This is a genomic window from Chryseobacterium sp. Tr-659 (assembly GCF_011752975.1).
Classification (GTDB): Bacteria; Bacteroidota; Bacteroidia; order Flavobacteriales; family Weeksellaceae; genus Chryseobacterium.
In genome coordinates this window covers 281,394-294,828 of the sequence record NZ_VWWP01000004.1, presented here as the reverse complement: position 1 = coordinate 294,828, position 13,435 = coordinate 281,394, and the positions used below count along the sequence as shown (strand labels likewise).

The 13,435-nt window shown below is 37.3% G+C and carries 11 protein-coding genes and 1 riboswitch; of the genes, 3 read left to right on the top strand and 8 right to left on the bottom strand.

Annotation, left to right across the window (positions count from 1 at the left end; translation table 11 throughout):
* Positions 1–187 precede the first annotated feature (187 nt).
* Positions 188–374: riboswitch (cobalamin riboswitch) on the top strand.
* A 173-nt stretch (positions 375–547) separates the two neighbouring features.
* A complete protein-coding gene (gene metE / locus F3J23_RS11915; RefSeq protein WP_167028866.1) occupies positions 548–2,851 on the top strand; it encodes a 5-methyltetrahydropteroyltriglutamate--homocysteine S-methyltransferase in 2,304 nt (767 codons plus the stop codon).
* Between the two features lie 149 nt (positions 2,852–3,000).
* Here the strand turns inward: metE and F3J23_RS11910 are convergent, their stop codons facing one another.
* Entirely contained in the window at positions 3,001–3,798 is a 798-nt protein-coding gene (locus F3J23_RS11910; protein ID WP_167028863.1) for a helix-turn-helix domain-containing protein, read from the bottom strand.
* 104 nt (positions 3,799–3,902) lie between these two features.
* Positions 3,903–5,318, bottom strand: a complete 1,416-nt coding sequence (locus tag F3J23_RS11905; RefSeq protein WP_167028860.1) for an aldehyde dehydrogenase family protein — start codon at positions 5,316–5,318, stop codon at positions 3,903–3,905.
* A gap of 457 nt (positions 5,319–5,775) precedes the next feature.
* On the opposite strand from F3J23_RS11905, the gene F3J23_RS11900 reads away from it, so the two are divergent.
* The gene (locus F3J23_RS11900; protein ID WP_167028857.1) at positions 5,776–6,387 is read left to right on the top strand and encodes a DUF1062 domain-containing protein; all 612 of its coding nucleotides are present in this window, start codon (positions 5,776–5,778) and stop codon (positions 6,385–6,387) included.
* A 75-nt stretch (positions 6,388–6,462) separates the two neighbouring features.
* Here F3J23_RS11900 and F3J23_RS11895 read toward each other — a convergent pair whose 3' ends face one another.
* The 6 genes from F3J23_RS11895 to F3J23_RS11870 form a co-directional block, all read right to left on the bottom strand.
* The gene (locus tag F3J23_RS11895; protein WP_167028854.1) at positions 6,463–7,704 is read right to left on the bottom strand and encodes an RNA polymerase sigma factor; all 1,242 of its coding nucleotides are present in this window, start codon (positions 7,702–7,704) and stop codon (positions 6,463–6,465) included.
* A 219-nt stretch (positions 7,705–7,923) separates the two neighbouring features.
* Positions 7,924–8,265: a YciI family protein gene (locus tag F3J23_RS11890; RefSeq protein ID WP_167028852.1), complete on the bottom strand. Its 342-nt coding sequence runs from the start codon at positions 8,263–8,265 to the stop codon at positions 7,924–7,926.
* Positions 8,266–8,345: 80 nt separating this feature from the next.
* Positions 8,346–9,101, bottom strand: a complete 756-nt coding sequence (locus tag F3J23_RS11885; RefSeq protein ID WP_167028849.1) for a LytR/AlgR family response regulator transcription factor — start codon at positions 9,099–9,101, stop codon at positions 8,346–8,348.
* A complete protein-coding gene (locus F3J23_RS11880) occupies positions 9,098–10,165 on the bottom strand; it encodes a sensor histidine kinase (RefSeq protein ID WP_167028847.1) in 1,068 nt (355 codons plus the stop codon). The genes F3J23_RS11885 and F3J23_RS11880 overlap by 4 nt, the downstream gene beginning before the upstream one ends.
* A gap of 58 nt (positions 10,166–10,223) precedes the next feature.
* The gene (locus tag F3J23_RS11875; protein WP_167028844.1) at positions 10,224–11,132 is read right to left on the bottom strand and encodes a DUF6268 family outer membrane beta-barrel protein; all 909 of its coding nucleotides are present in this window, start codon (positions 11,130–11,132) and stop codon (positions 10,224–10,226) included.
* 141 nt (positions 11,133–11,273) lie between these two features.
* Complete coding sequence (locus F3J23_RS11870) at positions 11,274–12,395, bottom strand: FAD-dependent oxidoreductase (protein ID WP_194303851.1); 1,122 nt, start codon at positions 12,393–12,395, stop codon at positions 11,274–11,276.
* A gap of 92 nt (positions 12,396–12,487) precedes the next feature.
* Here F3J23_RS11870 and F3J23_RS11865 point away from each other — a divergent pair, with 92 nt between their 5' ends.
* Complete coding sequence (locus F3J23_RS11865; protein WP_167028842.1) at positions 12,488–13,429, top strand: helix-turn-helix domain-containing protein; 942 nt, start codon at positions 12,488–12,490, stop codon at positions 13,427–13,429.
* The last annotated feature ends 6 nt before the right edge of the window (positions 13,430–13,435 follow it).

Below are 13,435 nucleotides of genomic sequence, written 5' to 3'. Positions count from 1 at the left end.
ATTCTTTTAAATGATAAAAACAATCAAAGATAAAGAATTTTATGCTTTTTTATATTGTTTTTGAAGCTTAATTTGCTTAATTATTTATTAGTTATTGTTGTTTTATTCTGTATTGCTAATTTTACACAAAATTAAAATCTTTTATGGCAGACAATGAATGCCCGTAAAAGTACAGTTCTTTATAGATACTTCATCAAACAGGAAAGGTTTTACTTAAGGTAGATTAATAGGGAATCGTGTGAAAATCACGAGCTGTCGCGCAACTGTAAGTAACATACCAAAGGTTTTTGTCCTTGCATATCCACTGCCGAAAGCGGGAAGGATGACGAAAACCGTTACAAGTCAGGAGACCTGCCTTTACTGAATTGACAATGCTTTCGCGGTCTGAAGCTTCGGGTCATACAGATGATATATTCTCCATGCATTTTCTCGTGAAGGGAAATTGTACTGCCGGGTATATCACTATTTCCAGAACCTTATTTCCGTAGAACATTACGAAGCATTTCAAAGAGCTTTAGAATCAAGTCTAATCAAAAAGTTAAAAAAAATGCAAACTCACATTCTGGGCTATCCGCGTATTGGTAGCAAAAGAGAACTTAAAAAAGCCTGCGAACAGTATTGGGCAGGTAAAATTGTTTTGGAAGAACTTCTTACTGCGGGAAGAAATATCTGTAATCAAAACTGGAATATTCAGAAAGAAGCTGGAATAGATCTTATTCCGTGTAATGACTTCTCCTATTATGATCAGGTACTTGATATGAGCTTAATTGTTGGGGCAATCCCGACCCGTTATCATGAAGTAGTTCTAAAAAAGAATAACTCTGAACTGGATCTTTATTTCGCAATGGCAAGAGGATATCAGAAAGAAGGATTGGATATTACAGCAATGGAAATGACAAAATGGTTTGATACCAATTACCATTATATCGTTCCCGAATTTTACAAGAACCAACAGTTTAAACTGAGTTCAGATAAAATTTTTAATGAATTTGCCGGTGCAAAACAAGCTGGAATTAATGCGAAACCTGTTATTATCGGCCTTGTTTCTTATCTTCTGTTAGGAAAGGAAAAAGAAGAAGGATTTGATAAATTGGACCTGGCACAAAATCTTCTTCCGGTTTATTTTGATATTTTAAATAAGCTTCAGGAGCAGGGTGCGGAATGGATTCAGTTTGATGAACCATTTTTAGCACTGGATTTAACGGAAAAAGCCAAAGAAACTTACGGCTACATTTATTCCGAAATAAGAAAAAAATTCCCGAAACTGAAGTTCATTATTGCAACTTATTTTGAAGGATTAAAAGATAACTTATCTCTTGCAGCCTCACTTCCTGTCAATGTATTACATGTTGATCTGGTAAGAAATCCTGAGCAGCTGGAAGAGGTATTGAATGCAGTTCCTGAAGGTCTGAGTTTATCATTAGGGCTTATTGACGGAAGGAATATCTGGAAAAATGATTATGAAAAATCTCTTTCCTTCATTAAAAAAGCAGCAGCTCAATTAGGATCAGACAGAGTTCTTATAGCTCCGTCATGCTCATTGCTTCACTCACCATGCGACCTTGATTTTGAAACTCATCTTAATCCTGAAATTAAAAACTGGCTGGCTTTTGCTAAACAGAAAGTAAAAGAAGTTGTGAATCTAAAAGAGCTTGCAGCCGGAACCGCTGATGAAAATATCCTTGCTGATTTTGAGGAAAACAAAAAAGCTGTTGCTGGCAGAAAAACATCTTCCCTTATTCATAATGAAGAAGTGAAACAAAGAGCCAATGCGGTTACAGAAGAAGATGCACAAAGAAAAAATACGTTTAAAATCCGTAAAGAAGAACAGCAGCAGGTATTGCAGCTCCCATTATTTCCGACAACAACCATTGGCTCATTTCCACAGACTACAGAAGTAAGAAGCTGGAGAGCAAAATTTAAAAAAGGAGATCTTACGGCAGAACAATATGATATTCTACTGAAAGAAGAGACCCAAAGAACGATCCGCTGGCAGGAAGAAATCGGTATTGATGTTTTGGTTCACGGAGAATTTGAACGAAACGATATGGTGGAATATTTCGGAGAACAGCTGAAAGGATTTGTATTCACGAAGAATGGCTGGGTGCAAAGCTACGGAAGCCGTTGTGTAAAGCCTCCGGTGATCTTCGGTGATGTTTCACGCCCTGATCCGATGACTGTATATTGGTCTCAATACGCACAATCCCAGACTGAAAAGTGGGTAAAAGGGATGCTGACAGGACCTGTTACCATTTTGCAATGGTCATTTGTACGTGATGACCAGCCTCGTTCAGAGACTTGTAAACAAATTGCGCTGGCAATTCGTGATGAAGTGGTAGATCTTGAAAAAGCAGGAATCAGAATCATTCAGATTGATGAACCGGCCATAAGAGAAGGTCTTCCGTTAAGAAAAACAGACTGGCAGAATTACCTGAAATGGGCCGTGGAAGCCTTCAGGATCTCAGCAAGCGGGGTAGAAGACGCAACGCAGATCCATACCCATATGTGCTATTCCGAATTCAATGATATTATTGAAAATATTGCAGATATGGATGCTGATGTAATTACCATAGAATGTTCCCGTTCACAAATGGAACTTCTGAATGCTTTCGCAGATTTCAAATATCCGAACGAGATAGGACCCGGAGTATATGATATTCACTCACCAAGAGTTCCGTCAAAAGAAGAAATGATTGAACTGTTGAGAAAAGCACAGAATGTAATTCCTGCAAACCAGCTTTGGGTAAATCCCGACTGTGGATTAAAAACAAGACATTGGGATGAAACTGAAAAAGCACTGATTGCGATGGTAGCTGCAGCAAAAGAAGCTTCCATTGAATATGCTGTGTAAGAGTATGTAAAAATAATTAGTTTCCATAAAGTTCAGACCGTGTTATGATATTCATAGCGCGGTTTGTTTTTATTTGCTTTAAAAATGATCTCGTAACCAAAATTGTGGTGATAACAATTGTAGTTGTGGCCTGTTATTTTTTATACAGATCATTTAGCCTGCAATGTACTGGGAGGATAACCAAACTGTTTTTTGAAAGCAAAAGAAAAATGAGATAGGTTCTCAAATCCCAGATCCAGATAGATATCAGAAACTGATCTTCCTTTTTGAGTAAGCAGAAAATGGGCTTCTTTCAGCCTTCGGAGCTGAAGCCATTGTCTTGGCGGTAAACCAAAAGTTTTCTGAAAATCCCTTTTGAATGCAGATAAACTTCTCCCTGTAAGATAAGCAAAGCGTTCAACATTCACATTGAAATGAAAATTTCTGTTCATAAAAGTTTCAATATCTATTTTATAAGGCTCAGAAAAATCAAATAAAACATCTTTAAGCGAAGGATCATAATTCAATAAAAGCAATAGTGCTTCCTTTTGTTTGATACGAAGAAGTTCCTCCGAAGCAGGAAGTTCCTCATAGGCCATAAGAGAATGCATAAAAGTAACCAACGCTTTATGATCCGGTTTTATAAATGCAGGGATATTTTCTTTTTTTTCTGCCTGATATCCATATTCCCGGCTGAAATCATGCAGAACAGAATCATCAAAATAAATGGAAACTGTTTTTATTTCTCCGTTTTTAGGAGGATATTTTGCAAACTTTAGCAAACGGTTTTTCCTTGAAGAATAAAGTTCTCCTTCCTTGAATACGGTTTTTGTAATTCCGTCATTCAGCTCCATTTCACCAGAAAGGATCAGTCCCAGACTATGAACCTGTGAAAATTGTTCGCCTTCCCTGAATTCTGAAAAATGACAGGAATAGTTGATAGGAAAAGGAATGGTATGATCATCCATAATTCAGTCTTATTTTACCGGGTTTTATTCAAACTTACAAACTTTTTAGAAAAGATAATCCTCACAGTCGGATATTCATTGATTCAGCTGTGAGGATTAACATATTATGCCAGAATAGCTTTGGGTTCCAGATAAGCTTCCAATCCAAAAACACCATACTCACGCCCGATACCGCTTTGTTTAAAACCTCCGAAAGGAGCGAAAGGATCATGTGAGAAACCGTTGATACAAACTCTTCCTGCATCAATTTGTGCGGCTATATTTTCTGCACGCTCCCTATCAGAAGAACTGATGTAGGCGGCCAGTCCATAAGTAGTATCGTTGGCAATAGCGATGGCTTCCTCTTCATCGGCATAGGGAATAATAGACAAGACAGGTCCGAAAATCTCCTCCCTGGCAATACGCATATCGTTACGAACATTGGTAAATACGGTTGCTTTTACAAAATTTCCATTTTCAAGACCTGCGGGCTTTCCTTCACCACCGCTAAGCAGGGTAGCACCTTCTTCCTGTCCCAATCGGATATAGCTTTGTACGCGGTCATATTGTTTAGCACTTACCATTGGACCCACAAGTGTGTCTTCTTCAGCCGGATTTCCTACTTTTACCTGTTCTGCAGCTTTTTTAGCCAGTTCATTCACCTCCTCTAGTTTGTTTTGTGGGACAAGCAGACGGGTAGGAGCAATACAGGCCTGCCCGTTATTCATAAACGCACCGAAAACTGCCATGGGAATAGCTTTATTCAGATCTGCATCTTCGAGAATAATATTTGGGGATTTTCCGCCTAGTTCAAGTGTTATCCGTTTCATAGTGTCTACAGCTCCTTTGGCAATGGCTTTTCCTGTAACAGTAGAGCCTGTGAAAGAGATTTTAGCAATATCAGGATGATGGGTAATTTCTGTTCCCACGATATTTCCGAGGCCGTTTACAATATTAAAAACTCCTTTTGGTAGACCCGCTTCATGAAAACATTCTGCGATCAGCTGCGTTTGTCTGGCGCTCATTTCACTCGGTTTGATAACGGCTGTACATCCTGCTGCAATAGCGGTAGCCAGCTTGTTGCAGATGAAACTGTTGCTTGCATTCCATGGAGTGATAATTCCCACCACACCTAAAGACTCAAAACGAACTTTAGAATGTCCTGCTGTTTTTTCAAAATCATAAGATTTTAATATTGTAATAGTTGTTGTAAAGGCGGAAATTGCATTTTGTACACTCATTCTGCAAAACTGCAATGTTCCTCCGTATTCATCTACCATAACAGATACCAGTTCTTCTTCGCGTTTACTTACGGCTTCATGCATCTTCTGAAGATAGGCAATGCGTTCTTCTTTCGTAGTTTTTGAAAAAGTTTTAAAAGCATTCTTTGCTGCTGCTATAGCCATTTGAGTATCTTCTTCATTTCCCAATGTCACTTCTCCGGTTTTCAGATTGGTGGTTGGATTTATAAGATCAAAAGTTTCTGTTCCAAGGGGCGAAACAAATTCGCCGTTGATGTAAATTTTATTAATCTGTATCATTTTGATGATTTTAATACAGCAAAGTTCGCCAGAAACAGAAAAGGCAGGTTTGTTGTATGGTTCAATTTTTATTTGTTGTATGGTTCATTTCTAACACTAAAATTAAAAAATGCTTTGTTGTTCGATTAAATTAACTACTTTTACCATAACCAAGTAAATAACTCGTTTTGAGAACAACTCTTAAACTTATTATAGCTTAGTATCAGTCTCAGTAACCACAGACTGATCGTTCTTTCGTTTGGGTAATTCTGCCCGAACAGGTTTTCATTTCATCATATTATTTATTGCATTGCCTGTAAAAGGTATTGTATCTTCTATTTTAGTTTTGACAATAGCTATTATCAAAAAATCCCTTAGGAAATAATCTTTGGGGTAAGATCAGATGTATGTCAGCCCTTTTATAATGCGTGAATAATATGGAAAAAATCCAACAAAGAATTAAGCACGATTATAAGTAATGAGTACACAACATATATGGGAGATAAGAGCGAAAAATACTCCCTTACTAAAAAAGAAATGCAATCATTGTAACAGCGAGAGATTTCATTGCAGCGATAAATTCAGACTGAATGCTCAAAAAAAGAATATTGATATATGGTTAATTTACAGATGTGTAAAATGTAATAATACCTATAATATGACTGTCTTTTCAAGAATCAGAACCGAATCCATCAGCAAAGAGCTTTTCAATAAATTTTCAGAAAATAATACGGAAGTTGCCTGGGAATATGCTTTTTCCCGGGAAATAAGAAAGAAAAATAACGTAGAAGCAGAGCTGGAAAGTGTAGAATATGAGATTCTTCATAATGAACTTCAAATAAAAGATCTGATGGATACGGACACTGAAATGATTGTGTTCCAAATCCAGTGTCCTTTTGATTTTAATGTAAGAGTTTCAACCGTTATCCGGACATGTTTACAGCTTTCGTCATGTAAATTGGGCTTGTTACTTGAAGCAGATGCGGTTTATCACAATGAAAAACCATTACAAAAGAAATATAAAATTAAAAATGGTGATATTATTAAGATCAGAAGACAAGAGCTGATCAAAACTTACCCTATTGACTGAGATAGAAAATCTTATCAACAATAAAAGGAAAGCCTCCGGATCATTGGTTGGGAGGCTTTTGTATTTGATTACATCTTATTTTGACTGTTTTAAAAGATTGATTTGCCTTTGTAGCGTTTGTTTTTCTGCTTTTGATCGGGTAATCCGGATGGCTTCTTCATAATGGTGTATAGCTTTGTCTGAATCTGTTTCAGAATATAAATATCCCAGAAGACCATGATAATACTCACTATCCGGAATTTGAAGACTTTCTGCTTCCGTGATTGCTTTTTCCTTTCCATATACTTTTGAAAAAGCGAAAGCTCTGTTTAAAGCAGTAACAGGAGAATATTCAATAATAATAAGCTGATTATACAGATTTAATATTTGCTGCCATTTATCAGTATGCCCGGTGGAAGTATGCCAGTAGGCTATAGCGGCCTCCAGATGATATTTTGTAATAGATGAGCTGTCTGTTTCACAGGCTTCTACCAGATAATAGTTTCCCTTTTCGATCAATGCCTGATCCCATAGTTTTTCATCCTGTTCATCGAAAAGAATAGTTTCTCCGTTATCATTGGTTCTGGCATCAAGTCTTGAGCTTTGAAAACACATCAGCGCTAATAAGGCATTGGTTTTAGGAGTATTTGTAAACCGATGATCGGTAAGCACTAAAGTAAGTCGTATTGCTTCGAGACAAAGATCTTTACGGACTAGAAGATTATGACTTCTCGAAAAATAACCTTCGTTGAAAAGCAGATATAATGTGGATAATACCGTTTCCAGCCGGAGAAGAATATCCTGTTCGTTTAATGCTTCAATTTTAAAATGATGGGTTCGGAGTGCTTCTCTTCCTCGTTGGAGACGTTTTTTGATAGTTTCCGTTTTAGCAAGAAAAGCATCAGCGATTTCTTCAATACTGAAACCACAGAGAATCTGAAGAGCCAGGCAGATCTGTGTTTCCTTTGAATTGGCAGGGTTGCAGGTTACAAAAATCATTTCCAGCTGGCTGTCTGAAATGTTTTGAGTATCAAAATCTATGGTCTGCTGAATTTCAGTTTCTAAGGTTTTTAATTCTTCCTTTACGTTTTTTTCAACAACAGCAAGATGTTTAAAATAATCCTTTGCTTTATTTTTTGCTACTGTATAAAGCCACGCAGCAGGATTTTCTGGTAAGCCCTGCACAGCCCAATATTCTGAGGCTTTCAGAAATGTTTCGCTCGCAATGTCTTCAGCAATTTCGATATGCCTGATATCAAAACTTCTGCAAAGCACCGCAACAATTTTGCTGTACTCTGTTCTGAATAAATGCGGGGTTATTTCATCCGGATGATTCATGATTTTTGAAAAGACTATATCAAAGGTAATTATATTTCTTTCAGGCTGTTGTCTGGAAATATTGTCCACAGGTATAAACTAGGATCTGGTAACATACACAAGAGATAAAATACTCACGCAGATCAACGGGATTATGTAGATTTTTTCATTTCGATCTGCTAAATCCATGCAATCTGTGTGAGTTAAAATAATATTCTTTTGAAATGTTCTATTACAGTTTTATAACTTACTGATCTCCCTGATTTCCACACTCCCGCCAAACAGCAAAACGGGACATTCTTTACACAAAACCGTGGCTTCTTCAATGGATTCTGCCTGGATCAGTGTATAGCCCAAAATCGATTCTTTGATCTCTGCATAAGGTCCGTCAGAAATTAAACCTCCGGATTTTAAAACCTGTCCTGAGCTTTCCAAACGGTTTCCTCTGTCACTCAATTTATTTTGAGCCGCAATTCCTGCGATCCAGTTCATCCATTTTTGAGTGTTGGCCTGCATCTGTTCCGGTGATGTCTTAGGCATAGATTGATAATCTGCTCTGAAGACTAATAAGAATTCTTTCATTGTATTGATTTTTTAATTCATCTTTATGACGACTGAATTTCTGCAACAGGGACAGACATTTATAAAAATTATCCAAATTTTTAATCATCATTGAGCCATTCAAGGAAATTCTGAACCCGTACACGGCTTACAATGATCTCGTGGGGGCAGGCTGGTTCAAATTCAATGGCAAGTCTGCTGTTAATCACTTTTTTAATCCCTTTTATAGCTTTGATATTGGTGATGCAATTCCGGGAAACCCTGAAAAATAGATCTGTTGTAAGCTGTCCTTCCAGCTGATCCAGCGTGTAGTTGATAATATATCTTTTATCATCAGAGGTATGCAGCATCACGACTTTTTCTTCGCTGTAGAAATAAGCAATATTTTTAGATTCCACATAAAGATATCCCTCCCGTGAATTGACAAGAAATCTGTTTTTCACCCTCTTCATCAGGGAAGATTCTACCATACGGATTCCTATTTCTTTCTGCTCTTTCTCAAAATGCAGGTTTTCCAGTTTGATGACCGCCAGTTCGAGATCTTCTTCAGAGATTGGTTTCAGCAGATAATCGATACTGTTTACTTTAAAGGCCTGAATGGCATATTCATCATAAGCCGTAGTAAAAATAATGGGAACTTCCACTTTGATATGATTGAAGATTTCAAAACAGCTTCCATCCGAAAGGCTGATGTCCATCAGGATAAAATCAGGTTGACTCTTCTGGAGAAATTCTACGGATTCCAGCACACTTTGGGTTCTTTCCAGCAGGATATAATCCGGACGCAGATGATCCATCATTCGTTTCAGCTCAGAGAAAGCAAGCCGTTCATCTTCAATAATCAGATATTTTTTCATTCTACGAAAGGTATTTTGACAATAAATTGATTCTGTTCTTCCATTATTGACAACTTTTTATGATAGCGGTCATATTGTGTATTCAGAAAAGAGAGGCCTATTCCTTCTCCCCGGGTGACATCATTCCGTAAAGATATTCTGTTTCGGAAAATAATCCCGTTTTCATCCGCAGATATATGAATGAGCAGAGGATCAGCAGCTGAACTTATATTGTGTTTAAAGGCATTCTCAAGAAGAAGCTGAAAGCTGAATGCAACCAGTTTACGATGTTCCCGTTCTTCCATAGGCTCAATATCGATGATAAAACCTTTTTCAAAACGGATTTCCATTAAAAACAGGTATTGCCGGAAAAAATGCATTTCTTCCTGTAAAGTGTTCAACGGTTTTTTACTTACGGAAAGAACCTGTCTGTATACCTGTGATAGTGCTTTGGTATATTTATTAGCCTGTTCCTGGTTTTCATAGATCAGAGATGATAATACATTCAGGGAATTGAACAGAAAATGTGGATTTACCTGTGCTCTTAAAGCGTTGTACTGATACATCAGCATGTCCCGTTTAGCCTTTTCTGAAGCTTTAATAGCTTTACGTTCTGCCTGGAAATAAAATAACAGATCAAGGATCAAAAGGATAGGTAAATTGGCGGTGATATTGAGAATCAGGCCGGTTTTATAGGAAAGAGACTGCTTGATTCCAACATCAAATACTTCCGTAACCATAAAATTAAAGGCAAAATACAAAAGGATACATAACAGTATATTGCTCACAAATAATGATGAGGCATGCCTGTACAGACTGCTGTGCATAGGAGTGATCTCATTGATGAGTTTAATGAGCAGATAATCCAGAAATGTCATGACCAGTACAATGGGATAGATAAGGACGAACTGCAGCAGGAAATTATCCCAGAGACTAATTTTTGACAGAATACTGCTCTTCATAATCGTGTTGAAGAAAAAAATCTGATAAACGGTGTAAATAGTAGTGACGATGAAATAATACAGGATAATTACATACCTGTTTGACTTTATTTCCCGATCTCTGAAAATCTCAGAAAAATTCATATTTGATGATAAAATGTTATACTAAACTGACAGATCATTTCGGTAAGAGTTAAAGACATTATCTTGACTTTCCTGCAAAGTTATACTTAATCCCCGCAGAAATATAGAACGAAGGATCAAAAGTAGCATTTCCCCATTTTAAAAACTGAGAAGGTTCCCGGTCTCTATATCGGTCAGTACGTCCGAAATTTGCACCAAATGAGCCACTGAATGCCCAGTTGCTGAATCTGTACTCAGGTTCCATACCAAGGCTTACATAATGATGATCAAAATATTTTTTCTGACCATCAATTGTAGCCGTTGAAAAGAAAAATTTAGGCCGGTTTACAATACGCAAGGCAAAAGCTTCACTAAATCTGTAGCCAACTGAAAACCTGGGGTTATAGCTGAGCTCCGCATGATATTCCATTCCGCGTGGCTTTTCACTGTGATATTGAAAATAGGGCATAGGAATTAGCATGGGCTTATCAAAAGCGTTATTTCCGATGAGGGCAACACCTACTTTTATTTTCGGGCGGACCTGCCATATGAACGAGGAATACATATTGACAATAATATTATCTATTTCCAGGTTTTTAAGATCTGTATGAGTAGAATATACACCCGCAGAAACACCTGCGATAAACATAAGCTTTTCATGAACAGGAGCCATGTACATTATTCCCAGATCTGCTGATCCCATTTCTTTAGGCAGGACTTCCGCCGCAATTCCGGTATTGCTGAAAGAGGTATAGGAAGCATTCAGGGTTGCTGCCCATATTTTGGGTTGCCTGTACGCCGTAGGTTTAACATTTACAGGGACGGTTGCTGTAAAGGTAGTGGTAATGGCAGAGCTTTTCCCTTCCGTTTTGTCTCCGTTGTCATCAATATACCTTTGCTGCGGCAGATATTCAGATCTTATTTCTATCTGTGCAAACGTATGAGCTGCCGATAATAATGCAGCGATAATAATCCATTTCTTTTTCATTATTCTTTCATTTGAAAGCACAAAGAAACTTCAATAAAAAGGTAAGTTTTTAATAATCAGTAAGATAATTGATGGAGTGTATTGCGCAGAGGATGGAGTGCATTATTTAAGGAATGAATTTCCGCTCAGTTTTCATGTATTTTACAGAATCAGCTGTTGAAAAGAAAAATCTGGATGACGCATTTCTTTTTCATTGACAGAGGATTCCTGTTGTGCTTCAGATGCATATTTAAACATTCGTTTTTCATAATCGCTAATGGCAGCGTGTAAAGATTGATGAACACGGTTAGTGAGACATTCGGATAAAATTAAAGCATCCATTAATCCTGTATTGACACCCTGGCCGGCAAACGGAGGCATCATGTGTGCTGAATCTCCGATAAGTGTAATGGGTAAAGGCCGGTCTGTTTTCCATGGCTTACCTAAAGGAAATATTCTTGTGGGTAAACTCCAGAATGAATGGGTTGACTGAAACAGCTGTTTATAAAGTGAATCCCACAGTTTGAATCTGTTCAGAAGAATATCACGGATATGATCAGGATTCTGAAGAGTATCATTCTGCCAGTTATCCGGTTTTTTGAAAATCACGCCATAAGTCAGCGACCCGTTATTATCAGGATTTACAACAATCAGATTACCTAGATAAGCAGCCATAAGCCTGTTGCCGCGACATAATTGGTAGAATTCCGGACAATTGATCTCAGGTTGAGGAATATCCCCCTGAATAATTATTGTACCGGTGTCTTCAACCTCTGTGTCAGTCACGAATTTTCTTATTTTAGACATTCCGCCATTGGCTCCAATGATAAGATCAGCTGTCGCGTGTGTACCATTTTCAAAAATAAGCTTCCATTTTCCGTCAGAAACTGCAAGATCAATGCACTTTCTATCCCAAATAACAGTATTAGCCGGTAAATTTTCCAATAATACTTTTCTCAGATTATTTCTGTTGATTTCAGGATTGTCATACTGATTTTCCGAAGTAATAGGCTTGATAGAGAGAACTTTTCCTTTTTCATCAGCAAAAGTAACTCCCATAGGTATCGCCATCTTATAATAATTCTCCAGCAGCCCGGCTTTTTTCATCGCTTCCTGCCCTGAATTTTTGTGCAGGTCAAGAGTTCCTCCCCGGATTCTGGCTTGCGGATCTGTATCTCTTTCATAAACGGTTACGTCTATATCCTGCTGCTGAAGCAATTTTGCCATTGTAAGCCCAACCGGGCCGGCTCCGATAATTGCGATCTTTTTATTTTGTAATAACATAATTGTATGATGTTTAATTATGATACAAATGTATTGGTCTTTTTAAGCTTAAAATAACTATATTAGACTATAAAATAGCTCTAAAAGACTTTATGGAAGAAAATGAGACTACAATTCCCGGAATTCTGAAAAAGTTTGCAGATATAATGGGAACCCAGATAAAAAACAGAAAACTGGAAATTCCGGCTCAATTCGGGAACGGATACTGTATGGGATATATTTTTAACAAAAACATTCGGATGCTTATCAGTAATTATGAACTAAATGATGAACTGATTATTGAGAACCCGGATCTTGATGAAGCTAAAAGGATGATATTTTTCAAGTTTCAGAATATCTTTCCAAAAATGCCATCGGTTGGAAAAGCACCTTCTGTTTTGATTGGAACCAGCCGGATTAATACAGACGAGATGATTTCAATTCATTCAAATACAGCCACTATCAATATTGAAGTGGATGCAGATTATCTGAATGGATTATTTTATTCATCTGAAAAATCACCAGTGCTGCAAAATCTTTTACAGAATAATAGACCTTTTCTTTTTGAGCAGATCCTTTATCCTTCTTTACAGGATATTGTGAATGAAATTCTGTCAGAACCTGTTGAAGAAATTTTTATATTGTTTTTCCTAAAGATAAAAGCAGAGGAATTGATTTGCAGACTTTTGATGGAATTGGAAAAACGCGATGAAAAGCAACTGTATGCATTAAATATTCAGGATGTAAAAATCATTTACATCATAAAAGAACAAATTCTTGAACACCTGGATACACCGCCTTCTATCAAAGAATTAGCGATAAAAGCTGGTATGAGCCCTACTAAGCTGAAACGTTTGTTTAAGCAGATTTTTGGGGACAGTATTTTCAGCTATTATCAGGAATTTCGGATAAAAGAAGCCGCTTTTCTACTAAAAGAGGGAAAATATTCTGTTTCAGAAGTAGGGTACAGGCTAGGGTTTACGAATTTGAGTCATTTTTCAAAAGTATTTCAGGATCACATCGGAGTAAAGCCTAAGCAGTATTCAATGCTGTAAGATTAA